Raw genomic sequence first — 22,891 nt, forward strand, 5'->3', positions numbered from 1 at the left:
GGGGCAATCAGTCGCGCCGCATAACTTACAGGCTCAACTGCCGATTCGACGCCTTGATAAACTCTTTCTTCAAGTCTTCAAAGGTGTGCACCGCCGGGAACTGCGGGAATTCGCGAATCACATTCTCCGGCGCATGGAACAGGATCCCACGATCAGCTTCACCCAGCATGGTGGTGTCGTTGTACGAGTCACCGGCAGCGATCACGCGGTAGTAGAGGCTTTTGAATGCCAATACCGACTGGCGCTTGGGGTCTTTCTGGCGCAACTGGTAGCTCACCACCCGATCATTTTCATCAGTGATCAAGCGGTGGCACAGCAAGGTCGGGAAACCCAGCTGGCGCATCAGCGGTTGGGAGAATTCGTAGAAAGTGTCGGACAGGATGACCACCTGGAAGCGTTCGCGCAGCCAGTTGACGAACTCGACGGCCCCGTCCAACGGTTTGAGCGTAGCAATCACCGCCTGGATATCGGCCAGTTTGAGCCCGTGTTCGTCGAGAATGCGCAGGCGCTGCTGCATCAGCACGTCATAATCGGGAATGTCGCGGGTGGTGGCGCGCAGGGATTCAATACCGGTTTTTTCGGCGAAGGCGATCCAGATTTCCGGAACCAGCACCCCTTCCAGGTCAAGACAGGCAATTTCCACAAGACACTCCATTGGATTTATTAGTTGAGCGGGCAAAAGGACTGCCGAACTCTAGCGACTCAAGCACGCCGCCGCAACGCACGGCAGATTTTGATACCATCGCCGCCTATAGAGCGCTCAGCGCCACTGACCTGTAGGAACCGTCCTGATGAACCAAGCCTTCGACGTCGCTGAACTCGCCGCGACTTATGCCAACAAGTCTGCCCAGGATATTCTCAAGCTGGCGTTCAGCCAGTTCGGCGATGACCTGTGGATTTCCTTCAGCGGTGCCGAGGATGTGGTGCTGGTGGACATGGCCTGGAAGCTGAACAAGAACGTCAAGGTATTCAGCCTTGACACTGGCCGTCTGCACCCGGAAACCTACCGGTTTATCGAGCAGGTCCGTGAGTTCTACAAGATCGATATCGAACTGATCTCGCCGGACCAGAGCAAGCTGGAACCCTTCGTCAAGGAAAAGGGCCTGTTCAGCTTCTATAAGGACGGCCATGGCGAATGCTGCGGCATCCGCAAGATCGAACCGCTGCGCCGCAAGCTCGCCGGTGTGAGTGCCTGGGCCACCGGCCAGCGCCGCGACCAGAGCCCCGGCACCCGCAGCCAGGTGGCTGCGCTGGAAATCGACACGGCTTTCTCCACCCCGGAACGTACCCTGTACAAGTTCAACCCGCTGGCGCAGATGACCAGCGAAGAGGTGTGGGGTTATATCCGCATGTTGGAGTTGCCTTACAACAGCCTGCATGAGCGCGGCTTTATCAGCATCGGCTGCGAGCCCTGCACCCGCCCGGTATTGCCTAACCAGCATGAGCGCGAAGGCCGCTGGTGGTGGGAAGAAGCCACGCAGAAGGAATGCGGGCTGCATGCGGGGAATATCATCAGCAAGGCCTGAGGCCAGAAAGTTGATGCGGTAAAAAATGTGGGAGGGGGCTTGCTCCCGATAGCGGTGGGTCAGCCACAGATTTGCTGGCTGACACACCGCTATCGGGAGCAAGCCCCCTCCCACACTTGTTTTGTGTATAGCTTAAAAATGTACACAACTATGTAACTATCGGTGCCATTTTTGTGTGCAGCTTAAGCTTCAGCGCACCAAAACGTAACATCCCTCTTTGTTGATTTACTCGTATACGAATTTCGCCATTCCCGATTAAAAAATAAATACCTGTTCAAGCGGTCAACTTATATTGCTTGTAATTCAGCAATTTATTTAACACTCCTATAAAACGAAATTAACACTGCTTTTCATATATTGAAAACTGGCACGCATGTGGCTTAGTGAAAAGTACGCTTTGTATACAATCAATACAAAACCTACATACACTTTGCCATCCGCCGCTTTGCTGCCGATGCGCTGGAGCCTGCCGGAATGCGTACAAGTCTTTCGAGCAATATCGCGCTGGATCTGCCCTCCTCCACCCTCCACCCCGAGGCTGCAAGCCCCGGCCCACTGGTCCTCAGCCCGCGCCTGCACAACAAGGACCTGGCCCCCACCAAAATCGAGGGCCGACGCTGGGGGCGCTATAGCATCTTTGCGCTGTGGACCAATGACGTGCACAACATCGCCAACTATTCGTTTGCCATCGGCTTATATGCATTGGGCTTGGGCGGCTGGCAAATATTGCTGTCCCTGGGGATCGGCGCGGCGCTGGTGTACTTCTTCATGAACTTGTCGGGGTACATGGGACAGAAGACCGGTGTGCCGTTTCCCGTGATCAGCCGCATCAGTTTCGGTATCCATGGGGCGCAGATTCCAGCATTGATCCGGGCGGTGATTGCGATTGCCTGGTTTGGTATCCAGACGTACCTGGCATCGGTGGTTTTCCGCGTATTGCTGACGGCGATTCATCCGGGTTTTGCCGATTATGACCACAACTCGATCCTGGGCCTGTCGAGCCTGGGCTGGGCATGTTTTGTCGCGATCTGGCTGGTGCAGTTGGTGATCCTCGCCTATGGCATGGAAATGGTACGCCGCTATGAGGGCTTCGCCGGGCCGGTGATTTTGCTCACGGTGGCTGCGTTGGCCGGCTGGATGTACTTCCAGGCGGGCGGACATATCGCCTGGTCGATCCGTGAACCGCTGAGCGGCGGCGAGATGTGGCGCAATATCTTTGCCGGTGGCGCGCTGTGGCTGGCGATCTACGGCACCTTGATCCTCAACTTTTGCGACTTCGCCCGCTCTTCGCCCTGCCGCAGGACCATCCAGGTCGGCAATTTCTGGGGCCTGCCGGTGAATATCCTGGTGTTTGCCGCCATTACCGTGCTGCTGTGCGGCGGCCAGTTCCAGCTCAATGGCCGAGTGATCGAGAGCCCGACCGAAATCATCGCGGCAATCCCCAATACCTTCTTCCTGGTGCTCGGTTGCCTGGCCTTCCTGATCGTTACCGTGGCGGTGAACATCATGGCCAACTTCGTCGCCCCGGCCTTTGTGCTGAGCAACCTGGCGCCCAAGTACCTGAACTTTCGCCGCGCCGGGTTGATCAGCGCCTTCGTGGCGGTGCTGATACTGCCGTGGAATCTCTACAACAGCCCGCTGGTGATTGTGTACTTCCTTTCTGGCCTGGGCGCGCTGCTGGGGCCGTTGTACGGGGTGATCATGGTCGATTACTGGCTGATCCGTAAAAGCCGGGTGGACGTGCCGCAGCTGTATAGCGAAGACCCCAATGGCGTTTATTACTACAGCCGGGGGGTGAATATGCGCGCCGTGGCGGCGTTTATTCCTGCCGCAGTGATCGCGATCCTGCTGGCGCTGTTGCCAGGGTTTGCCAGCGTTTCACCGTTTTCCTGGCTGTTCGGCGCCGGCATCGCAGGGTTGCTGTACCTGCTGATCGCCAAGCGTCAGCCGGTTTACGCCGATGTCAGCGGCGAAAGCATTGCCGTCGATAACGTCAGTCATTGAATAGGGACATTTCATGCGCATCCTCGTCGTCAACGTCAACACCACTGAATCGATCACCGACACCATCGCTCAGCAAGCGCGGGCCGTGGCGTCACCGGGCACCGAGATAGTCGGCCTCACGCCCTACTTCGGCGCCGAGTCAGTGGAGGGCAATTTTGAAAGTTACCTGGCGGCCATCGCCGTCATGGACCGGGTCATGGCCTACGACCAGCCGTTTGATGCGGTGATCCAGGCCGGCTATGGCGAGCATGGCCGTGAAGGCTTGCAGGAATTACTCAATGTGCCGGTGGTTGATATCACCGAAGCGGCGGCCAGCACCGCGATGTTCCTGGGGCATGCCTACTCGGTGGTCACAACCCTGGACCGCACCGTGCCACTGATTGAAGACCGACTGAAACTCGCCGGCCTGTACCAGCGCTGTGCTTCGGTGCGCGCCAGCGGCATGGCGGTGCTGGAGCTGGAAGCAGACCCGCTGGCCGCTATGGAGGCCATTGTGCAGCAGGCGGAACTGGCGATTCACGACGACAAGGCCGAAGTGATCTGCCTGGGCTGCGGCGGCATGGCCGGGCTGGATGAGCAGATTCGCAAACGCACCGGAGTGCCGGTGGTGGACGGGGTGACGGCGGCGGTGATGGTTGCCGAATCGTTGGTGAGGTTGGGGTTGTCGACATCCAAAGTCAGGACGTATGCGCAGCCAAGACCCAAGAAGATCATTGGTTGGCCCGGCAAGTTCGGCCACTGAAGATCAAATGTGGGAGGGGGCTTGCTCCCGATAGCGGTGTATCAGCCAGCTTATCTATAGCTGGCCCACCGCAATCGGGAGCAAGCCCCCTCCCACATTTTGATCACAAGGTTTTAGATTGCGCTGAATCTTTGGCCTAACTGCTGCTCGGCAAACTGCTCGATGATGAAATCCACAAACGCCCGAGTCTTGCCTGGCAGCAGTTTATGTTCGGCGTAGTAGATGCAAATATTGCCGTCGTTCACATACCAATCCGGCAATACCCGCAGCAACTTGCCGCTCGCCAGCCAGGGTACGGCAAACGGCATGCTCACCAGTGCAATGCCCAGGCCCTGTTCGGCGCAGATGCAGGCGGCCTGCGAGTCGCTCATGGTCATGCGCGGCTTGAGACTCAGCGGGCCGTGCTCGCCATTGCGATGAGTCAGTTGCCAGGAGCGCACTCGCCCGGTTTGCGGTGAGCGAATCAGGATGCCGTCGCAGTGCTCCAGGTCTTCTGGCTGCAACACCGCTGGGCGTGCCGCCAAATAGTCAGGCTATGCCACCAACACGCGGTGAGCCGGCGTCAGCTTGCGTGCCACGACGCCTTGGGGCAGCTCAAAGCCGCCGCCAAGGGCCGCGTCGAAGCCCTGGCCAATCAGATCGACCTGGCGATTGTCGAAATGCCAATCCGGGCTGATATCGGGGTAGCGTTTCAGAAACTCCCCCAGCAGCGGCACGATATACATACAGCCGACCACCGTGCCCATGCTGACCTTGAGCGTGCCCACCGGTCGCCCTTCGGCGCTGGCCAGGTTGGCCACGGCATTCTGGATAGTGGTGAGGCTGGCGCTGACCTCTTCCAGAAATAACTTGCCGGCTTCAGTCAACGTAAGCCGCCGAGTGCTGCGCTGAAACAGCCGCACACCCAGGCGCGCTTCCAGTTTGGCGACACTTTAGCCTACGGCTGCGGGCGTCAGGCTCAAGTGCCGGGCCGCCTCGGCAAAGCTGCCACCCTCGGCGCTGCGCACGAAGCATTCGATACTGCCAAAGCTCTCCATATCGGCCACTCTAAACTTTTGGTTTACACAGACTATAGCAATCACGGTCTACCGGCGTGCCGGAGGCAGGTCGATACTCAGCCCATCAACTACTTGGAGATCGACATGACCACACAAAACCTCACCGGCAAAGTCGCCCTGATTCAAGGCGGTTCCCGCGGCATCGGTGCCGCCATCGTCAAGCGCCTCGCCGCGCAGGGTGCAGCTGTCGCCTTTACCTACGTCAGCTCGGCCGCCAAGGCCCAGGCCTTGCAACACGACGTGATCAACGAAGGCGGCAAAGCCCTGGCGATTCAAGCCGACAGCGCCGATGCCACGGCAATTCGCAATGCCGTCAACGCCACGGTCGATGCGTTTGGGCGCCTGGATATCCTGGTGAACAACGCAGGCGTGCTGGCCATCGCGCCGCTGGAAGACTTCAAGCTGGAGGACTTCGACCAGACCCTGGCAATCAACGTGCGCAGCGTATTTATCGCCACCCAGGAAGCCGCCAGGCACATGGGCGAAGGTGGCCGTGTGATCAATATCGGCAGCACCAACGCCGAGCGTATGCCATTTGGCGGTGGCGGGCCTTATGCGATGAGCAAGGCTGCGCTGGTAGGGTTGACCAAGGGTTTGGCGCGGGATCTGGGGCCACGGGGTATCACCATCAACAACGTGCAGCCCGGGCCGGTGGATACCGATATGAACCCGGCGAACAGTGAGTTTGCCGAAAGCTTGATCGGGTTGATGGCGGTGGGCAGGTATGGGCACGTGGAGGAGATTGCCAGCTTTGTGGCGTATCTGGCCGGGCCGGAAGCCGGGTATATCACGGGCGCCAGCCTGACCATCGATGGTGGTTTCAGCGCATAACCCAATGTGGGAGGGGGCTTGCTCCCTCCCACATTTTGCCCTGTGTTGGGTCAGGACATAGGTGGCAAACCATAGGCCGCCAGATCAAAATCCGCGAGCTTGCGGATAATCTGGTCGGCATGTTGGTACTTGCTGTCCGCCATGGCCTCATCGGGCACGGCGATGGCGGTCATGTTGGCAGCCTTCGCCGCAGTCACGCCGAACGGCGAATCTTCGAACACCAGGCAATCCTCAGGCGCCACACCCAGACGGCGCGCAGCCGTGAGGAAGATATCCGGCGCCGGCTTGGCCGCACCGACTTCCGGGTCGTCGGCAGTGACGATGGTGTCGAACAGGCCAAACCATTCGCGGTGCAAGGTGGTCTTGTGGCCAAACGAGTTACGCGATGAACTGGTGCCCACCGCAATTGGGATATTGTGCGCCTTCAAGTGCCGCACCAACGCCTCGGCGCCCGGCATACCCAGGGCCTTGGGAAAGCGCTCGCTCATCAACGGCTCGCGAATTTCCAGAAACTCGGCGGGCGTGATCGGTAACTCCAGCGCCTTGACCACGTAATCGGCCAGATCCTGAGCGCCTCGCCCGATGATGTGCTGCTTGATCCCCCAGTCATAGGTACGGCCATAGCGCTCGGCGATGATCTGCGTGACTTCGGTGTAGATGCCTTCGGTATCCAGCAACAACCCGTCCATATCGAAAATCACGGCTTTGATCGGGACAGCGGTACGCGGTGCATTCATCACGACACAACCTTGGGGCAAGGACTAAATGGATTCAGCACAATAACGGCCACCCTTGCCGGCGAGCAACCCTTTAGACTGTTTGCCCCTCCATTCGAAGTGCCCACAATGCTCTACCGACTCGTCGCCGACGGCCTCGTGCTGTTTCACCTGACCTTTATCCTGTTCGTACTGTTCGGTGGCCTGCTCGCCCTGAAATGGCCCAGGGTAATGTGGCTGCACTTGCCCGCCGTGGCCTGGGGGATCGCGGTAGAGGTGCTGCACCTGCCCTGCCCGCTCACCCGCTGGGAAAACCTGTTTCGTCACCTGGCCGGGCAGGACGGTTATGGCGGCGGGTTTATCGAGCACTACATCCTGACGCTGATCTACCCCGCCGGGCTGACGGCGAATATTCAACTGCTGCTGGGGGCGGTGGTGATATTGATCAACGCCGTGGTGTATGGACGGTTGATCCGGAGTTTGCTGGCACGCAGAAGCGCATAACCTTCAGACCCGAGCTTGATCGCCTGGGCGCACGCACAAGCCTGAACATGAAACCTGGGCAGATTGTTTTCAATCTGCCAACCGAGCGCTTAAAGTGTCGCCCCCTCGGGAATTGAATCTTGAGGTTGAGTCCATGGAGTTTCAAGTGAAATACGTCATTAAAGCAGTTGCAGCAGCCGTTCTTGGTTTCACCCTGGCAGGTTGCACCGGCACCGCCATGAAAACCCCGCAATACGACGCCAGCCAATACACCGTCATCGGCCACAGCGAAGCCAGCGCCACCGGCATCATGCTGCTGGGCATCATCCCAATCGGCCAGAACAACCGTTTCGTACGCGCCCAGAATGCAGCCATCAAAGCCAAGGGCGGCGACGCGCTGATCAACACCCAAGTGCAAGAAAAGTGGTTCTGGGCCTGGGTATTGAACGGCTACACCACCAAGATTTCCGGTGATGTGATCAAGCTGAAAACCGCGCAATAAAGTATGAAACTGCCAGGGCGCTGACCCCGGCAAGCGACGTATCATGGGCCTGACCTTCGAGGATGGCCCATGAACCTCAGCATCATTTACGCCCTCGTAGCCGCCGCCCTGTTCGGCGCCAGCACTCCGCTCGCCAAAAGCCTCGGCCTGGGCCTCTCACCTATATTGCTGGCCGGCCTGCTTTACCTGGGCAGCGGCATTGGCCTTGCCGGCGTACGCCTGATCCGTGATCGCGGCTGGAAACCCACCGGGTTGACCCCATCGCAATGGCCCTGGCTGCTCGGCGCCATCGCCTTCGGCGGCATCCTCGGCCCCGTCGCCCTCATGTTCGGCCTGATTCGCACCGCCGGCGCCACCGCCTCGTTGATGCTCAACCTCGAATCAGTGCTCACCGCCGTGATCGCCTGGGTCGTATTCAGAGAAAACGCAGATCGGCGCATCGTGCTCGGCATGGTCGCCATTGTGCTGGGCGGCGTGGTGTTGTCATGGACGGGCGCCGGCGGCGGCGGCCAGGACTGGACCGGGCCGCTCGCCATTGCGCTGGCGTGTTTGTGCTGGGGGATAGATAACAACCTGACGCGCAAGGTGTCGGCGTCTGACGCGCTCTTTATCGCCGGTGCCAAAGGTTTGATTGCGGGGCTGGTGAATTGCGGTTTGGCGCTTTACCTCGGGGCGCGGATTCCGGGCGTGGCGCAATTGGCGCCGATCCTGGTGGTGGGGTTCCTCGGCTATGGCATCAGCCTGGTGATGTTCGTGCTGGCGCTACGTGGGCTGGGCAGTGCGCGCACCGGGGCTTATTTCTCCACGGCACCCTTCCTCGGTGCCGCAGTGGCGCTGCTGGTATTTGGCGAGTCGGTGACCGTAGCGTTCTGGATTGCCTCGGCGCTGATGGCCGTAGGCGTGTGGCTGCACCTGACGGAGCGACATGCCCATGAGCATGTGCATGAGGCAACGGAACATGGGCATTGGCATGTGCATGATGAGCATCATCAGCATGAGCATGGGTTTGAGTGGGATCCGGCGCAGCCTCATAGCCATGTGCATGTGCATGCGGTGATGAAGCACAGCCATGCGCATTTTCCGGATGTGCATCATCGGCATAGGCATTGAACGCGGATGCTGGTGGCTTTGGGCAACGTCCTACGCTCCATTCAGAAGCGACAGGCTGCCTTTTTAAAATCGCCACACCTATAGTCTTTCGGTCGCTCACATAGCGACCGGGTTTGGCGACTCGATGACAAGGCGGAACGTAGACGACGTTATTTTCGAGCAACTGACGTTTTTTGACGGCTTAGCGTGAAAAGGCCTCGTTGTATTTATATTTGTCTTGTGGAATCACTCATGAACCAATACATGGCCCTCACCAGCAACGACAGCGCCACACCTGCCCTTTTTGTCGACACCACCGTGCCACTGGAAATACTTCTCGATGCTGCGACCTATCGACTTCGTGCCGTTGCACAAGTCCTTGAGAACCTCGCACTACGCAGTGAGATCAGTAGTGATGCGGTTGTACTCAGTGATTTTGCGTTGCTTTGTTCAATCCCTTTGCGCGACGGCTGCGATTTGCTGGACGTCATAGGAAGGCGAATGGATATGCCAAGCGCATGACCTGATAAAGCTGGACTTTCAAACCCCAGAAATCACAAAACCCCTGGTTTCTCTCGAAACCAGGGGTTTTGTTTACATCGAATTTGGCGGTGAAGGAGAGATTCGAACTCTCGATACAATTTCTTGTATACACACTTTCCAGGCGTGCTCCTTAAGCCACTCGGACACTTCACCGTATCTCGGCAAACCAGTTCAGTCTGTCGAGGCGCGCTAATGTAGTCGAAAGCCTTTCTGATGGCAAAGGTTTTTTTCAGAATTTTCATGCGGTTAGACGGTTATGCCGTGGCGCGCCTGATAACGGGCGGTGTTTCTGCCATTCTTGGGCAGGCCCGGCACCAGTTTTGCGGGACTGCTGCGCTGTGCCGCGGGGCGTCTACCCTTGGGGATTGAGGAAAAGCCTGACCGGGTAGTCAGTCACGGCGCTTTACCCAGGCGGGCGCGGTGGGTAACGTCTGCTGCATTCTCTCTATAACAAGCCCTACAAGGAACCGCGTCATGAGTGAGTTGATTGCCTACCATTTCGAAGACGGTATCGCGACCCTGACCTTGAGCAACGGCAAGGTCAATGCCATTTCTCCGGCGGTGGTCAGCGAATTCAACGCTGCGCTGGATCAGGCCGAGAAAGATCGGGCAGTGGTGATCATCACGGGTACGCCGGGAATTTTGTCGGGTGGCTATGATTTGAAGGTGATGACCGCCGGCCCTAAAGAGGCGATCAGCCTGGTGACGTCGGGCTCGACCCTGGCGCGGCGTTTGTTGGCGCATCCGTTCCCGGTGATCGTGGCGTGCCCTGGGCATGCGGTGGCCAAGGGCGCGTTTTTATTGTTGTCGGCGGATTATCGCATTGGCGTGGAAGGCCCGTTCAGCATTGGTCTGAATGAAGTGGCAATCGGCATGACCATGCATCACGCTGGTATCGAGCTGGCGCGGGATCGTCTGCGCAAGTCGGCATTTCATCGGTCGGTGATCAATGCCGAAATGTTTGATCCGCAAGGCGCCTTGCAAGCAGGCTTCCTCGATAAGGTCGTGGCACCGGAAGAATTGCACGCGGCAGCCCTGGAGGCGGCGCGGCAGTTGAAGAAGATCAACATGAACGCTCACAAGCACACCAAGTTAAAAGTGCGCCGGGCGCTGCTGGAGGCTCTGCACGAAGCAATCATCCAGGATCAAGGCCATAACCTGAGTTAACTCCTACGCCTGCTTTATCAAAGCCCGATCTAGTATCGGGCTTTTTCTTACAAATAAACCCGAAACATCTGTAGCCGCTCTGGGCAGCCGCTACTGGCATGCGTAGAAACATACGCTTAAACATCGCCTATCTCCTACATCTGTGGGGCAATTGCCGAATACAGTGCACATCCGTACACTGCGCCACCTTTTGTTCCGGTGGGCCGTTTCGATGCTTTTTCTGTTACGTATGTTGTTGATGGGCCTGCACTTTATGATCGCCGGGGTATTGGGCGTACTTTTAGGGGTATGCCGGCCATTCAATCCGGACAACAGCCGCCTCTGCGCCCGCCTTTACGCATTGCCAGCCATGTGGATCTTGCGCCTGAAGGTGAAGACGGATGTCGACTCGCTGCGCAACAAGCCCGGCACCTGTGTGGTGATCGCCAACCACCAGTCCAACTACGACCTGTTTGTACTTGGCAATGTAGTGCCGCACCGCACCGTATGTATCGCCAAGAAAAGTCTGAAATGGGTGCCGCTGTTCGGCCAGTTGTTCTGGCTGGCGGGCAATGTGCTGATCGACCGCGGCAATGCGCACAAGGCCCGACGCGCCATGCTCACCACCACCCAGACCTTGCAACACAAGGACACATCGATCTGGGTGTTCCCGGAGGGTACGCGCAACCTGGGTAAAGGGCTGTTGCCGTTCAAGAAAGGTGCGTTTCATATGGCGATTGCGGCCGGCGTGCCTATCGTGCAGGTGTGTGTCAGCAATTATGTAACGCAGATGCAGCTCAACCGCTGGAACAGCGGGGAATTGCTGATACGGTCGTTGCCGCCGATTCCTACCACTGGCATGACGGTAGATGACATCCCTCAATTGATGCTGGACTGTCACGCGCAAATGACCGCATGCATTGAAACAATGGACCGTGAACTTGCAGGAGCGAGCTTGCTCACGAAAACCGTGTAAGCGACGCGAGTCATCTGATAGCGCTGCGTCATCGTTGATGATCTTCGCGAGCAAGCTCGCTCCTGCAAGGGAATGGGCAATGTCAGTCAGCAACAACGGAACGCCATTCAGGCTAAGCTGCCCAACATCTGTCCTCTTATAAGAAGTGATCAGCACCATGGGTAGAGTTGTTGCGGCGGCCGTCTACAGCGCCGGAAAAAAAGTCTCGGATATCACCCTCGATGAAGGCGCGGCCTGGGCAGCCAAGCCCGGTCACTTTGTGTGGATCGGCCTGGAAGAGCCCAGCGCCCAGGAATTGAACAACCTGCAACACCAGTTCAACCTGCATGAACTGGCGATTGAAGACGCCATGGAAAAACACAGCCGCCCGAAGCTGGAAACCTTCGGCGATGCGCTGTTTATCGTCACCTACTCACCGGTGCGCGAGAACGGCAAGCTGGAGTTTATCGAAACCCATATTTTTGCCGGCAACGGCTACATCATCACCGCACGCAACGGTCACTCGGCGTCCTACGGTTTTGTGCGCCAACGCTGTGAGGCGCGGCCGCTGTTGCTGGAGCATGGGGAAGATTTCGTACTCTATGCGCTGCTGGATTTTGTCACCGAAAACTACCAGCCGGTCAGCGAAGCGATCCACGCCGAGATCGATGAGCTGGAGCGCAACGTATTGTGCAGTTCGCTCAATGAGCGCGATATCCAGCACCTCCACGGCCTGCGTCGTGACGTGCTGCGGCTCAAGCGTCATGTGGCGCCGATGGTGGAAATCAGCCAGGAGTTGCAGAAGTTGAGCTTCCCGTTTATCGACAAGAACATGCGCCCGTATTTCCGCGATGTGCAAATCCACGTGACGCGGCAGATGGAAGACCTCACCACCCTGCGCGACATTGCCAGCCAGACCATCGAGATCGGTGTGTTGCTGGAGGCGTCGCGCCAGAGCGTGGTGCAGCGCAAGTTCGCCGCGTGGGCGGCGATCCTGGCGTTCCCCACGGCGGTGGCGGGGATTTACGGGATGAACTTTCAGAACATGCCCGAGCTGCAATGGCACTACGGCTATTTTGCGGTGCTCGGTTTTATCGCGTTGGGCTGTGGGGGTTTATGGGCCAGCTTCAAGCGTTCAGGCTGGCTTTAGGCCGCGGTATCCGGCTTGTGCGCGACAAAGCGCATCATCCACTCCGCCACGGTTGCGCCGTGGTGGTCGCGGTCCAGGCTGGCAACGCCGTTGGTGTAGACCTGTTCCCCCAGGGTTGTTTGAAGAATCTCCAACAACTCGCGGGAATAGTCCTGGACAAATTCGGGGTGCCCCTGAAAGCACAACACCTGGTCACCGATGTGGTAAGCGGCAATCGGGCAAAACTCACTGGAGGCAATGACCGTGGCATTTTCCGGCAAGGTAGTGACCTGATCCTGATGGCTGATCAATAGCGTCAGTTCCGGCACCTGGGGGCTCATCCATGGGGCCTTGGCATCCAGCTTGTAATCATGGATGCCCATTCCCCAGCCTTGGCTCGCGCGTTCAGTCTTGCCACCGAGCAGCAATGCCAGGAGTTGATGACCGAAGCAGATACCCAGCAGCTTGTCACCACGCTCGTAGCGCTTGAGCACATAGGTCTTGAGGGTCTGGATCCAGGGGTCAGTGCCGAACGAGTCGGCCTTGCTGCCGGTGATCAGGTACGCGTCAAACACCTCGTCATCCGGCGGGTATTCGCCCTGCACCACGTTGTAGACGACAAATTCGGCGGCAATCGGTTGCTTGGCGAACAGGCGCTTGAACATCTGCCCGTAACCTTGGTACTGATCGATCAAGCCTGGACGCAGGATATCGGTTTCCAGGATGCAGACGCGTAGCGACATAAAAAATACCTGACACGGCGATGGGAATATTGCACACCCCAGAGCCTGCCTTGAAATACACCCTCAAGGCAAGCTCCGCTCCCACATTTTGCTCAGCCGAACACTTCGCCCTGTGCCGCTTTCTCCAGCAACAACGCCGGTGGCGAGAAGCGCTCCCCATACTCTTCGGCCAAATAACGAGCGCGGGCGACAAAATCGTTCAGCCCGTATTGGTTGATAAACTGCAGCGCGCCGCCACTCCACGCGGCAAAGCCGATGCCGAAGATCGAACCGACGTTGGCGTCAGCCGTGGACATCAACACGCCCTCCTCCACGCAGCGCACGGTTTCGATGGCCTGGATAAACAGCAAGCGGTCGCGCACGTCCTGGGGTGAAATTCGATTGCCGGGCCGTTCGAACCGGGTTTTCAACTCTGGCCACAGGTGCTTCTGGCCACCGGCGGGGTAATCGTAAAAACCGCCGCCCGCCGCCTTGCCGGTGCGCTTGTATTCATTCACCAGCAAATCAATCACTGCCGTCGCCGGATGGTTCGGCAGGGCCTTGCCTTCGGCCTGCAGATCCTTGGCGGTTTGCTGTCGGATATGGCTCATCAGGCTGAGGGACACTTCATCGGACACCGCCAGCGGCCCCACCGGCATCCCGGCCTTGCGCGCTTCGGTCTCGATCATCGGCGCGGCCACGCCTTCGCCGAGCATGGCAATGCCTTCGTTGGTGAAGGTGCCGAAGACCCGCGAGGTGAAGAAGCCACGGCTGTCGTTGACCACAATCGGGGTTTTCTTGATTTGCAGGACGAAATCGAAACCGCGGGCCAGGGTCTCGTCGCTGGTGTGGGTGCCTTTGATGATTTCCACCAGGGGCATCTTGTCCACGGGGCTGAAGAAGTGCAGGCCGATAAACCTGGATGGGGCCGGCACCGCCGTGGCCAGGCCGCTGATGGGCAAGGTGGAAGTGTTGGAGGCGATCACCGCATCGGCACCGACCACGCTTTGCGCAGCCGCCGTGACCCTGGCCTTGAGTTCGCGCTCTTCGAACACGGCCTCGATGATCAGGTCACAGCCGGCCAGGTCAGCGTCATCCTGCGTAGGGTGAATGCGCGCCAGGATGGCTTCGCGCTGTTCGGCGGTCAATTGCCCACGGCTGACTTTCTTGTCCAGCAAGGCAGAGCTATGGGCTTTGCCTTTTTCGGCGGCGGCGAGATTGATGTCTTTGAGCACCACCTCGACCCCCGCACAGGCACTGACATAGGCGATGCCCGCACCCATCATCCCGGCGCCGAGTACACCGAGCTTACGGGTGACATGAGGGGCAAAACCCTGTGGGCGTGAGCTGCCGGCGTTGATTTCATTGAGCTGAAACCAGAAGGTGCCGATCATGTTTTTCGCCACTTGCCCGGTCACCAGTTCGGTGAAGTAGCGGGTTTCGATCAGGTGTGCGGTGTCGAAATCCACCTGGGCACCTTCGACGGCGGCGCAGAGGATTTTCTCGGGTGCCGGGAAGCAGCCATTGGTTTTACTGCGCAAAATCGACGGGGCAATGGCGAGCATCTGCGCGACTTTGGGGTTGGACGGCGTGCCGCCAGGGATCTGATACCCCTTGTTGTCCCAGGGTTGCCTGGCCTCGGGATTGGCGAGAATCCACGCACGGGACTTGCTCAGCAGTTGCTCGCGATCGGCTGCCAGTGCATCAATCAAGCCGGCTTGCAGGGCCTGGGCTGGCCGGACTTTTTTGCCTTCGAGCAAATACGGCAAGGCTTTTTCCAGGCCCAGCATCCGCACCATGCGCACCACCCCGCCGCCGCCCGGCAACAGGCCAAGGGTGACTTCGGGCAGGCCCAACTGTACGGACTTGTCGTCCAGCGCGACCCGATGATGGCAGGCCAGGCAAATTTCCCAGCCGCCGCCCAGGGCCGCGCCATTGATCGCGGCCACCACCGGCTTGCCGAGGGTTTCCAGGCGGCGTAACTGCGCCTTCAACACCAGCACGCTGTCATGGAAATCCTTGGCGTGGGCCTTGTCGACCTTGATCAGTTCATTGAGATCGCCACCGGCAAAAAAGGTCTTCTTGGCCGAGGTGATCACCACCCCGGCAATCTGGTCCTTTTCTGCTTCCAGGCGCGTGACGGTCGCCGCCATCGCTTCGCGGTAGACGGCGTTCATGGTGTTGGCGCTCTGGCCGGGCATGTCCAGGGTCAGTACCACGATCTGGTCCTGGCCTTTTTCGTAACGAATGGCATCGGTCATGACAAATTCCTTGGGCTCAGAGGCGTTCGATGATGGTGGCGATACCCATGCCACCGCCGACACACAGGGTGGCCAGGCCGTAGCGTTGCTGGCGCACCTCCAGCTCGTCGAGCAAGGTGCCGAGGATTGCGCAACCGGTGGCGCCCAACGGGTGACCCATGGCGATGGAGCCGCCGTTGACGTTGACCCGTGCGGCGTCGATGCCCATGTCTTTGATGAACTTGAGCACCACCGAGGCAAACGCTTCGTTGACTTCGAACAGGTCGATGTCTTCTACCCGCAGGCCGGCCTTGGCCAGTGCCTTGCGGGTCGCCGGTGCGGGGCCGGTGAGCATGATGGTCGGGTCGGTGCTGGTGACTGCCGTGGCGACAATGCGCGCCCGCGGTTGCAGGCCCAACTCGCGCCCCTTGGCCTCGGAGCCGATCAACATCAATGCCGCGCCATCAACGATGCCGGAGCTGTTGCCCGGCGTGTGCACATGGTCAATGCGTTCCACATGGCTGTAGACCCGCAGCGCGGTGGCGTCAAAGCCCATCTGGCCCATCATTTCGAAGCTGGGCTTGAGCTTGCCCAAGCCTTCAAGGGTGGAGTCGCCACGGATAAATTCGTCATGATCCAGCAGCACGATGCCGTTCTGATCCTGCACCGCGATCAGCGACTTGCTGAAGGAACCGTCCGCTCGGGCCCTGGCGGCTTTCTGTTGCGACAGCAGGGCAAAGCTGTCCACATCCTGGCGAGTGAACCCTTCCAGCGTGGCAATCAGGTCAGCGCCAATACCTTGAGGGGTGAAGTGGCTGTGCATATTGGTTTGCGGGTCGAGCACCCAGGCGCCGCCATCGCTGCCCATGGGCACGCGGGACATGGATTCGACGCCACCCACCACGACCAGATCTTCGAAGCCGGAACGCACTTTCATTGCCCCCAGGTTGACCGCTTCCAGCCCCGAGGCGCAGAAGCGATTGACCTGGACGCCGGCGACGCTGATGTCCCAGTCAGCCACCAGGGCGGCGGTCTTGGCGATATCGGCGCCCTGGTCGCCCACCGGCGTGACGCAGCCCAGGACAATGTCATCCACTTGGCGGGTGTCGAGGTCGCTGCGTTGTGCCAGCGCCGTGAGCAAGCCGGCCACCAGGTTTACCGGTTTGACGCTGTGCAAGGCACCATCGGCCTTGCCTTTGCCCCGGGGCGTGCGTATCGCATCAAAGATCAAAGCTTGGGTCATGACATCCTCGAACCGCTGTGGGTGTATGCCCCTACCTTAGGCCCGATTGACACGGTTTCAATGACGGATGCGCTCATTGCTTTTGACCCCCTCGCTCGGACGAACGGTAGGTAGCTACGGGAATTACCTGATTAATCGTTTTAGCTGTCTAGCCCTAGGGCTCGCGCCAAGATGGCAATAAGCCTCATGCCGTTTTTAGCGCAAATGCTGATTAGTTGATATGAAATGGATCTAAGCGAAGAAGATCGGGCGCTCTAAGGTTGAACCTGTAGGACACTGCTGCCGGGTTTTGCTGGAGCAGTTGTAAGAAAAGTGCAATGTCATCTCGCGATACTGAAATAAACCGGCACGCATTTGACGCTCAGGAATAACAACAAATAGGCAGTCAGCCATGTTCAAACATTCGAAAGTACGTCAGGCGGGACTTATTCTGTTCGCCACCACACTGATTCTGATCTTGCCCAATTTAACCAAGGTTATCGGGTGACGATCCAGCATCCGGTCTTCGTGCTCACACAGCATCGGGCCAGCAGCGTTTGGCAGCACCTGCCGGGATATTGCGCTTAGCGTTCCCGTTGCGGGCGCTGTCTTTTTACCTGTGCGTTTCGGGTATCTTGTGCGCTATCGCCATTTATCGTCGGGCCTGTGCCGTGAAACTGATCCTCGCTTTTTTTACTGCTTTGCTGAGCCTACCCGCTGCGGCTGCGCAATTGACCATTGAGCTGGACCACGCCAGCAAGACCTGGCAGACCGCGCAGTTGCTCAAGCACCCCGAGGCGCAGGACGTACAAATCGTCGACGACGTGTCTTACAAGCGCAACATGACCTATCGCGCGGTGCCCCTGGCGGTACTCCTGCCGGGCCTGAAGCCTGCGAACCACCTGCAAGCCGTTGCCCTTGATGGCTTTGCCGCCGAACTCACCGCCGCGCCCTTGTTGGAAAAAACCGGTGCACGCGCCTGGCTGGCCGTGGAAGACCCGGCCCATCCGTGGCCGGCGCTGGCGCAAGGCAAACCCAGCGCCGGCCCGTTTTACCTGGTATGGACCAACCCCCAAGCCGGGCACATCAGCCCGGAACAATGGCCCTTCCAGATTTCCACGATCAAGCAATTGCAGACGGTCGCCGAGCGCTTTCCAGCGTTGCTGCCCGACCCGAAGCTGGCGGCGGATGACCCGGTGAACCAAGGCTTTGCGTTATTCCAGAAGAACTGCCTGGCTTGCCATCGCCTCAATGGTGCCGGCGATGCGCAAATGGGGCCGGACCTGAATATTCCCTATAACCCGACCGAGTATTTCGGCGGCGATTTCCTCAAGCGCTACATCCGCGAGCCACAAAGCCTGAGGCACTGGTCACAGGCCAAGATGCCGGCGTTTGCGGCCAGCGTGTTGCCAGACCACGAGCTGGATTTGCTGGTGGGGTATTTGCAGCATATGGCGGGGCGTAAACAGCAACCTTAAGCCTCCCACATCTGGCCTGCTGTGCTCAGGAAGTTTATTGCTGCTGCACGGAAACCAAGGTCGGGGCTACAAATACCTTGGCATGCATCTGCTCATGCCCACCGCCGCGGCGCATACCGCGTACCGGGCAGGCGTCGAGGTAGTCCAGGCCCACGGCGAGCTTCAAGTGCCGCTCCGGACGGGCCAGTTGGTTGGTCACGTCAAAGCTGTACCAGGCGCCATCCAGCCAGGCTTCGGCCCAGGCATGGCTGGCCAGGTGCGCGCTGTCTTCGGTGTACAAATACCCCGACACATACCGCGCAGCAATCCCCAGGCTGCGCGCGCAGGCCAGGAATGCATGGGTGTGGTCCTGGCACACGCCCGCCGCGCCCGCGAAGGCTTGGGCGGCGCAGGTATCGACGGCAGTCGCACCTGGCGTGTAGATCATCGCCTGGTTGAGGGCCTGCATCAGGTCGATCAACGCCGTACGGTCGCGACGCTGATGGCAGTGTTGTTCGGCAAACCGGCGCAAGGCTTCGTCGGGCTCGGTCAGGCGCGTGCTGCGCAAAAACGGAAAGGGCGACTGGCTTTCGTGCTCGGCCTCGCGCAACTCATCAATTTCTACCTGGCCGCGGGCGCCGATGATGATGGCGTCGTGGGGTTCATCCAGGGTCAGCACATGCAGGATGTTGCCGAAGGGGTCCACTTGGGCGCGCACCGGGCGCGGCAGGTCGAGTTGCCAGCTGAGCACGTGCTGGCGCTCACTGTCGTGGGGTGTAAGGCGCAGGTATTGAATGCTGGCACGTACCTGGTCTTCGTAGTGGTAGGTGGTTTCGTGGCTGATGGAGAGTCTCATGCCGCCTCCAGGTAGGAACTGTAGATGGCGTCGCCCAACTGGCGGACCAAGGGGATAAAGTCGGTCAGCCAGGCGTGCAGGCCTTCCTCAAGGATTTCGTCGATGGCGGTGAAGCGCAGGCGCGCATCCATCTCGGCGGCCAGGCGCTGGGCCGGGCGGCCGTTGAGGCCGGGCAGGCTGGCGAGGATCTGGTCGATCTCTTCACTGCACGCCCGCAGTGAACGCGGGACATCAGCACGTAATAGCAGCAGCTCGGCAACCTGCCGGGCACCTGGGGCATCACGATAAATTTCGGTGTACGCCTCAAATGACGACAGCGCACGCAGCAATGCGCTCCACTGGTAATACGCGTGAGCGGTGCCATCGCTGACCGCCGCCTGGTCGCCGGCCATTTCATAGCGGGCATCCAGCAGGCGCAGGGTGTTATCGGCGCGCTCGATAAAGGTACCCAGGCGGATAAAGCGGAAGGCATCGTTACGCATGATGGTGCCGTAGGTGGCGCCGCGGAACAGGTGGGAACGCTCCTTGACCCACTCACAAAACCGGCTCATACCGTAGTGGCTCAGCCCTTGCTGGGCGATGTCACGAATGTCCAGCCAAGTGGCGTTGATGTTTTCCCACATGTCGGCGGTAATACGCCCACGCACCGCATGGGCGCTGGCCCGCGCGGCGCCAAGGCAGCTGTAGATGCTGGCCGGGTTGGCCGCATCCAGCGCGAAAAAATGCAGCAGGCGTTCGGCATGAAGTTCGCCATGACGCTCGTGATAATCCTCCAGCGTGCCGGTGATCAACAACGGCATGGCCAGTTCGTGCAGGCCATCGCCGCGCCCATCCTGGGGCATCAGCGACAGCGAATAGCTGACATCCAGCATACGCGCGAGGTTTTCTGCGCGTTCCAGATAGCGAGACATCCAGTACAAATCCGAGGCAGTTCTACTCAGCATGGCATCAGTCCTCGACCACCCAGGTGTCCTTGGTGCCGCCGCCCTGAGACGAGTTGACCACCAGCGAACCTTCGCGCAGCGCCACGCGGGTCAGGCCGCCAGGCACCACCCGGGTTTCCTTGCCGGACAACACGAACGGGCGCAGGTCGATATGCCGGGGCGCGATACCGTTTTCGACGAAGGTCGGGCAGGTGGATAAGCACAGGGTCGGCTGTGCGATATAGGCGTGGGGCTTGGCCTTGATACGCGCACGGAACGCTTCGATTTCGGCCGTCGTGGACGCCGGGCCAACCAACATGCCGTAGCCACCGGAGCCCTGGGTTTCCTTGACCACCAGGTCGGGCAGATTAGCCAGTACGTGGGACAGTTCGTCAGGCTTGCGGCATTGAAAGGTCGGAACGTTCTGCAGGATCGGTTCTTCATCCAGGTAGAAACGAATCATTTCTGTCACGAACGGATACACCGATTTATCGTCCGCAACCCCGGTGCCGATGGCATTGGCCAGCACCACATTGCCACAGCGATAGGCCGCAAGCAGGCCAGGGACTCCGAGCATCGAGTCGGGGTTGAATGCCAACGGGTCGAGGAAGGCATCATCGAGGCGGCGGTAGATCACATCGACAGCCTTGGGGCCGTCGGTGGTGCGCATGAACACGCGATCATCACGCACAAACAAATCCGCGCCCTCCACCAGTTCCACCCCCATTTCCCGGGCCAGGAAGGCATGCTCAAAGAACGCACTGTTGAAGCGCCCCGGGGTCAGTACCACCACGCTGGGGTTATCCAGAGGGCTGGCGCTTTTGAGGGTATCGAGCAGCAGGTTGGGGTAATGGTCGATGGGCGCGATGCGCTGGGCGGCGAACAACTCGGGGAACAGACGCATCATCATCTTGCGGTCTTCAAGCATGTAGCTGACACCGCTGGGCGTGCGCAGGTTGTCTTCCAGCACGTAGTAGGTGCCATCGCCATCACGTACGAGATCTACCCCAGAAATGTGGGAATACAGATCACGGTGCAGATCCAACCCCTGCATCGCCAACTGGTATTGCTCGTTGGCCAGCACCTGTTCGGCAGGCACGATACCGGCCTTGATGATGCGCTGTTCGTGATACAGGTCGGCGAGGAACATGTTCAACGCCTTGACCCGCTGGATACATCCACGTTCGACGATCCGCCATTCACTGGCGGGAATACTGCGCGGGATGGTGTCGAAGGGGATCAGGCGCTCGGTGCCCTGCTCGTCTCCGTAGAGGGTGAAGGTGATGCCGGCGCGGTGGAACAGCAAATCGGCTTCGCGCCGACGCTGGGCCAGCAGTTCGGCAGGGGTATCGGCCAGCCAGCGGGCGAACTCGCGGTAATGGGCGCGCACCTGCCCTGCCCCATCGTACATTTCATCGTAATAAGTGCGGATCATGCCGTACTCCTTGTCACTGGGACGCAAGGACCTTCGCAAGGCCCGTGCCATCGACATAAACACCTGGTTATCAATGAGTTGAATAAACCAAGCGGTTTCGCCGCACCGTCCTGGTGCGCAGAACGCCCGCTGTGATGTGGAGTGCTTCATTGCAACGCGCGCTTTGACTATCAACAGCATAGTCAGAGTTGATTTCACGGCTCGGCGGACACCGCACATAATCGCTTCCATCAGCTGATCAGGAGATGTCCTACAGCCAACGCTTTTGCGCAATCGGTAATGTGTTACCTGTTGTACTGATTTACTCCTCAAGGTTCCCTTTCCGCCACCCTATCCGGGTGGTTTTTTTTGCGCGCAAGACTGCGATGTGCAGCCCTGCAAACAAAAACGGCCGACCCAAAGGTCAGCCGATACGCTGCGCTGCTCATAACACGTGCTACATGGGTAACCCACGCACCTCCTGCTTGACGCCCCATCCTTCGATGATGCCGCCGAGCGGTTCGACCACCGCTTCAAAGTCTTGCTCAAAGTCGCCTATACCATCGTAGGTGGCGAACATGACCTTGCTCAACTCCAGGTACCAGGCGCCATCGTCGCGCGCACTGACCTGGGCATTCAGGGACTCTCCACGAAATCGACCCGCAGCCCTGCGCGCCCGTTCCTCATCCGGGAAAATGGCGTAGAACTCGATGGGGTGAAAACGCGAAAAATCAAAACCGCCTTCTTTCATGCGGCGCAGAACGTTGGTGCTGATGTCTTCTTGATAGGCTGTGCTCATGAAAAGTGCTCCTCAAATGATGGATAGACTTTCCGTGCTTCCCGAAGCTCGCGCCCTGCTGGCGCGAGTACTACGGCAGGAACAACACCGCTGGAAAACAAGCATGTAGCTGACAAGACCAGACCTTAGCGATTCGTTCGCTGATCTCGATTGCAGAGTAGCGCGAAGCTATCACCTCCACCAGAGGTGCTTGGATGGGTATAACGGAAATATTCAGGCCGCGGGTTCGACCTTGAGATTTTTGATACCGTTTTGATCATGCAGGCTCTTGACCGTGGGATCGGGAACACGATCGGCAAGATCGTTAAGGTCCAGCTTTTCCAACACCGGCGACACACGCACCCGCACCATCTGTGCGGCTTCTTCCAGCGTCGGCTCATGCTCGCACTCGAATTGCTCGACTACCGGCTCGCCGCGGTCATTGATGAAAGAAACATTCCACTTCGGCATCGGTGCCTCCTCGATAAAACCCATTGGTGGGCTTACATTTATCTGGACCTTGAGGGCTCGCCAAACGTTCCACTCAAGCCCGGA

Annotated in this window: 22 protein-coding genes, 1 tRNA gene and 1 pseudogene; 12 read left to right on the forward strand and 12 right to left on the reverse strand. The window is 59.0% G+C overall.

Annotation, left to right across the window (positions count from 1 at the left end; translation table 11 throughout):
• Window positions 1–25: 25 nt before the first annotated feature.
• Complete coding sequence (gene thrH, locus PSEBG33_RS07230) at window positions 26–643, reverse strand: bifunctional phosphoserine phosphatase/homoserine phosphotransferase ThrH (RefSeq protein ID WP_005790415.1); 618 nt, start codon at window positions 641–643, stop codon at window positions 26–28.
• 148 nt (window positions 644–791) lie between these two features.
• On the opposite strand from thrH, the gene PSEBG33_RS07225 reads away from it, so the two are divergent.
• The 3 genes from PSEBG33_RS07225 to PSEBG33_RS07215 all read left to right on the forward strand — a co-directional run bounded on the left by PSEBG33_RS07225 (window position 792) and on the right by PSEBG33_RS07215 (window position 4,272).
• On the forward strand, window positions 792–1,526 hold the full coding sequence (locus PSEBG33_RS07225; RefSeq protein WP_005790417.1) for a phosphoadenylyl-sulfate reductase: 735 nt from the start codon (window positions 792–794) through the stop codon (window positions 1,524–1,526).
• Window positions 1,527–2,000: 474 nt separating this feature from the next.
• Window positions 2,001–3,530: an NCS1 family nucleobase:cation symporter-1 gene (locus PSEBG33_RS07220; protein WP_005790419.1), complete on the forward strand. Its 1,530-nt coding sequence runs from the start codon at window positions 2,001–2,003 to the stop codon at window positions 3,528–3,530.
• A gap of 13 nt (window positions 3,531–3,543) precedes the next feature.
• A complete protein-coding gene (locus tag PSEBG33_RS07215) occupies window positions 3,544–4,272 on the forward strand; it encodes an aspartate/glutamate racemase family protein (protein WP_005790421.1) in 729 nt (242 codons plus the stop codon).
• A 113-nt stretch (window positions 4,273–4,385) separates the two neighbouring features.
• Here PSEBG33_RS07215 and PSEBG33_RS28050 read toward each other — a convergent pair.
• A pseudogene (locus tag PSEBG33_RS28050) lies at window positions 4,386–5,309 on the reverse strand (LysR substrate-binding domain-containing protein).
• A 105-nt stretch (window positions 5,310–5,414) separates the two neighbouring features.
• Between PSEBG33_RS28050 and PSEBG33_RS07210 the strand changes: the two are divergent.
• Entirely contained in the window at window positions 5,415–6,161 is a 747-nt protein-coding gene (locus PSEBG33_RS07210; RefSeq protein ID WP_005790423.1) for a 3-oxoacyl-ACP reductase family protein, read from the forward strand.
• Between the two features lie 50 nt (window positions 6,162–6,211).
• Here the strand turns inward: PSEBG33_RS07210 and PSEBG33_RS07205 are convergent, their stop codons facing one another.
• Window positions 6,212–6,898 carry an HAD-IA family hydrolase gene (locus PSEBG33_RS07205; RefSeq protein WP_005790426.1) on the reverse strand — a complete coding sequence of 229 codons (687 nt, stop codon included), beginning with the start codon at window positions 6,896–6,898 and terminating at the stop codon, window positions 6,212–6,214.
• A gap of 108 nt (window positions 6,899–7,006) precedes the next feature.
• Between PSEBG33_RS07205 and PSEBG33_RS07200 the strand changes: the two genes are divergently transcribed.
• The 4 genes from PSEBG33_RS07200 (at window position 7,007) to PSEBG33_RS07185 (ending at window position 9,473) form a co-directional block, all read left to right on the forward strand.
• On the forward strand, window positions 7,007–7,381 hold the full coding sequence (locus PSEBG33_RS07200) for a DUF2784 domain-containing protein (RefSeq protein ID WP_005790428.1): 375 nt from the start codon (window positions 7,007–7,009) through the stop codon (window positions 7,379–7,381).
• A 145-nt stretch (window positions 7,382–7,526) separates the two neighbouring features.
• Window positions 7,527–7,862 (forward strand): hypothetical protein, encoded by a 336-nt coding sequence (locus PSEBG33_RS07195; protein ID WP_005790430.1) that lies wholly within the window; start codon window positions 7,527–7,529, stop codon window positions 7,860–7,862.
• Between the two features lie 69 nt (window positions 7,863–7,931).
• On the forward strand, window positions 7,932–8,972 hold the full coding sequence (locus PSEBG33_RS07190; protein ID WP_005790431.1) for a DMT family transporter: 1,041 nt from the start codon (window positions 7,932–7,934) through the stop codon (window positions 8,970–8,972).
• A gap of 231 nt (window positions 8,973–9,203) precedes the next feature.
• Complete coding sequence (locus PSEBG33_RS07185) at window positions 9,204–9,473, forward strand: hypothetical protein (RefSeq protein ID WP_005790433.1); 270 nt, start codon at window positions 9,204–9,206, stop codon at window positions 9,471–9,473.
• 84 nt (window positions 9,474–9,557) lie between these two features.
• On the opposite strand, the gene PSEBG33_RS07180 is transcribed toward PSEBG33_RS07185, so the two are convergent.
• Window positions 9,558–9,647: transfer RNA gene (locus PSEBG33_RS07180), tRNA-Ser, on the reverse strand.
• Window positions 9,648–9,968: 321 nt separating this feature from the next.
• Here PSEBG33_RS07180 and PSEBG33_RS07175 point away from each other — a divergent pair.
• The 3 genes from PSEBG33_RS07175 to PSEBG33_RS07165 all read left to right on the forward strand — a co-directional run bounded on the left by PSEBG33_RS07175 (window position 9,969) and on the right by PSEBG33_RS07165 (window position 12,745).
• Window positions 9,969–10,661: a crotonase/enoyl-CoA hydratase family protein gene (locus PSEBG33_RS07175; RefSeq protein ID WP_005790436.1), complete on the forward strand. Its 693-nt coding sequence runs from the start codon at window positions 9,969–9,971 to the stop codon at window positions 10,659–10,661.
• A gap of 211 nt (window positions 10,662–10,872) precedes the next feature.
• The gene (locus tag PSEBG33_RS07170) at window positions 10,873–11,616 is read left to right on the forward strand and encodes a 1-acylglycerol-3-phosphate O-acyltransferase (RefSeq protein WP_005790438.1); all 744 of its coding nucleotides are present in this window, start codon (window positions 10,873–10,875) and stop codon (window positions 11,614–11,616) included.
• 157 nt (window positions 11,617–11,773) lie between these two features.
• Window positions 11,774–12,745 carry a magnesium and cobalt transport protein CorA gene (locus PSEBG33_RS07165; protein ID WP_005790440.1) on the forward strand — a complete coding sequence of 324 codons (972 nt, stop codon included), beginning with the start codon at window positions 11,774–11,776 and terminating at the stop codon, window positions 12,743–12,745.
• On the opposite strand, the gene PSEBG33_RS07160 is transcribed toward PSEBG33_RS07165, so the two are convergent.
• The 3 genes from PSEBG33_RS07160 to PSEBG33_RS07150 form a co-directional block, all read right to left on the reverse strand.
• Complete coding sequence (locus tag PSEBG33_RS07160; protein ID WP_005790442.1) at window positions 12,742–13,467, reverse strand: amidotransferase; 726 nt, start codon at window positions 13,465–13,467, stop codon at window positions 12,742–12,744. The two genes, PSEBG33_RS07165 and PSEBG33_RS07160, sit on opposite strands and share 4 nt — an antisense overlap.
• Before the next feature lie 92 nt (window positions 13,468–13,559).
• On the reverse strand, window positions 13,560–15,707 hold the full coding sequence (locus PSEBG33_RS07155; RefSeq protein ID WP_005790444.1) for a 3-hydroxyacyl-CoA dehydrogenase NAD-binding domain-containing protein: 2,148 nt from the start codon (window positions 15,705–15,707) through the stop codon (window positions 13,560–13,562).
• A 16-nt stretch (window positions 15,708–15,723) separates the two neighbouring features.
• Entirely contained in the window at window positions 15,724–16,929 is a 1,206-nt protein-coding gene (locus tag PSEBG33_RS07150) for an acetyl-CoA C-acetyltransferase (protein ID WP_005790446.1), read from the reverse strand.
• 650 nt (window positions 16,930–17,579) lie between these two features.
• Here PSEBG33_RS07150 and PSEBG33_RS07145 point away from each other — a divergent pair.
• A complete protein-coding gene (locus PSEBG33_RS07145; protein WP_005790448.1) occupies window positions 17,580–18,386 on the forward strand; it encodes a c-type cytochrome in 807 nt (268 codons plus the stop codon).
• A 34-nt stretch (window positions 18,387–18,420) separates the two neighbouring features.
• Here the strand turns inward: PSEBG33_RS07145 and PSEBG33_RS07140 are convergent, their stop codons facing one another.
• The 5 genes from PSEBG33_RS07140 to PSEBG33_RS07120 all read right to left on the reverse strand — a co-directional run bounded on the left by PSEBG33_RS07140 (window position 18,421) and on the right by PSEBG33_RS07120 (window position 22,831).
• Window positions 18,421–19,221, reverse strand: a complete 801-nt coding sequence (locus PSEBG33_RS07140; RefSeq protein WP_005790450.1) for a transglutaminase family protein — start codon at window positions 19,219–19,221, stop codon at window positions 18,421–18,423.
• A complete protein-coding gene (locus PSEBG33_RS07135; protein WP_005790452.1) occupies window positions 19,218–20,165 on the reverse strand; it encodes an alpha-E domain-containing protein in 948 nt (315 codons plus the stop codon). The genes PSEBG33_RS07140 and PSEBG33_RS07135 overlap by 4 nt, the downstream gene beginning before the upstream one ends.
• 4 nt (window positions 20,166–20,169) lie before the next feature.
• Window positions 20,170–21,579 carry a circularly permuted type 2 ATP-grasp protein gene (locus PSEBG33_RS07130; protein ID WP_005790454.1) on the reverse strand — a complete coding sequence of 470 codons (1,410 nt, stop codon included), beginning with the start codon at window positions 21,577–21,579 and terminating at the stop codon, window positions 20,170–20,172.
• Between the two features lie 436 nt (window positions 21,580–22,015).
• On the reverse strand, window positions 22,016–22,357 hold the full coding sequence (locus PSEBG33_RS07125) for a ribonuclease E inhibitor RraB (protein ID WP_005790456.1): 342 nt from the start codon (window positions 22,355–22,357) through the stop codon (window positions 22,016–22,018).
• 213 nt (window positions 22,358–22,570) lie between these two features.
• Window positions 22,571–22,831 carry a hypothetical protein gene (locus tag PSEBG33_RS07120; RefSeq protein ID WP_005790458.1) on the reverse strand — a complete coding sequence of 87 codons (261 nt, stop codon included), beginning with the start codon at window positions 22,829–22,831 and terminating at the stop codon, window positions 22,571–22,573.
• Window positions 22,832–22,891 lie beyond the last annotated feature (60 nt).

This window comes from Pseudomonas synxantha BG33R (assembly GCF_000263715.2).
Taxonomy (GTDB): Bacteria; Pseudomonadota; Gammaproteobacteria; order Pseudomonadales; family Pseudomonadaceae; genus Aquipseudomonas; species Aquipseudomonas synxantha_A.

Excerpts from the sequence above, each read along its gene's own strand:
- PSEBG33_RS07225 (WP_005790417.1), top strand. The coding sequence starts at position 792 with ATGAACCAAGCCTTCGACGTCGCTGAACTCGCCGCGACTTATGCCAAC.
- PSEBG33_RS07220 (WP_005790419.1), top strand. The coding sequence starts at position 2,001 with ATGCGTACAAGTCTTTCGAGCAATATCGCGCTGGATCTGCCCTCCTCC.
- PSEBG33_RS07215 (WP_005790421.1), top strand. The coding sequence starts at position 3,544 with ATGCGCATCCTCGTCGTCAACGTCAACACCACTGAATCGATCACCGAC.
- PSEBG33_RS07210 (WP_005790423.1), top strand. The coding sequence starts at position 5,415 with ATGACCACACAAAACCTCACCGGCAAAGTCGCCCTGATTCAAGGCGGT.
- PSEBG33_RS07205 (WP_005790426.1), bottom strand. The coding sequence starts at position 6,898 with ATGAATGCACCGCGTACCGCTGTCCCGATCAAAGCCGTGATTTTCGAT.
- PSEBG33_RS07200 (WP_005790428.1), top strand. The coding sequence starts at position 7,007 with ATGCTCTACCGACTCGTCGCCGACGGCCTCGTGCTGTTTCACCTGACC.
- PSEBG33_RS07190 (WP_005790431.1), top strand. The coding sequence starts at position 7,932 with ATGAACCTCAGCATCATTTACGCCCTCGTAGCCGCCGCCCTGTTCGGC.
- PSEBG33_RS07185 (WP_005790433.1), top strand. The coding sequence starts at position 9,204 with ATGAACCAATACATGGCCCTCACCAGCAACGACAGCGCCACACCTGCC.
- PSEBG33_RS07175 (WP_005790436.1), top strand. The coding sequence starts at position 9,969 with ATGAGTGAGTTGATTGCCTACCATTTCGAAGACGGTATCGCGACCCTG.
- PSEBG33_RS07170 (WP_005790438.1), top strand. The coding sequence starts at position 10,873 with ATGCTTTTTCTGTTACGTATGTTGTTGATGGGCCTGCACTTTATGATC.
- PSEBG33_RS07165 (WP_005790440.1), top strand. The coding sequence starts at position 11,774 with ATGGGTAGAGTTGTTGCGGCGGCCGTCTACAGCGCCGGAAAAAAAGTC.
- PSEBG33_RS07160 (WP_005790442.1), bottom strand. The coding sequence starts at position 13,467 with ATGTCGCTACGCGTCTGCATCCTGGAAACCGATATCCTGCGTCCAGGC.
- PSEBG33_RS07155 (WP_005790444.1), bottom strand. The coding sequence starts at position 15,707 with ATGACCGATGCCATTCGTTACGAAAAAGGCCAGGACCAGATCGTGGTA.
- PSEBG33_RS07150 (WP_005790446.1), bottom strand. The coding sequence starts at position 16,929 with ATGACCCAAGCTTTGATCTTTGATGCGATACGCACGCCCCGGGGCAAA.
- PSEBG33_RS07140 (WP_005790450.1), bottom strand. The coding sequence starts at position 19,221 with ATGAGACTCTCCATCAGCCACGAAACCACCTACCACTACGAAGACCAG.
- PSEBG33_RS07135 (WP_005790452.1), bottom strand. The coding sequence starts at position 20,165 with ATGCTGAGTAGAACTGCCTCGGATTTGTACTGGATGTCTCGCTATCTG.
- PSEBG33_RS07130 (WP_005790454.1), bottom strand. The coding sequence starts at position 21,579 with ATGATCCGCACTTATTACGATGAAATGTACGATGGGGCAGGGCAGGTG.
- PSEBG33_RS07125 (WP_005790456.1), bottom strand. The coding sequence starts at position 22,357 with ATGAGCACAGCCTATCAAGAAGACATCAGCACCAACGTTCTGCGCCGC.
- PSEBG33_RS07120 (WP_005790458.1), bottom strand. The coding sequence starts at position 22,831 with ATGGGTTTTATCGAGGAGGCACCGATGCCGAAGTGGAATGTTTCTTTC.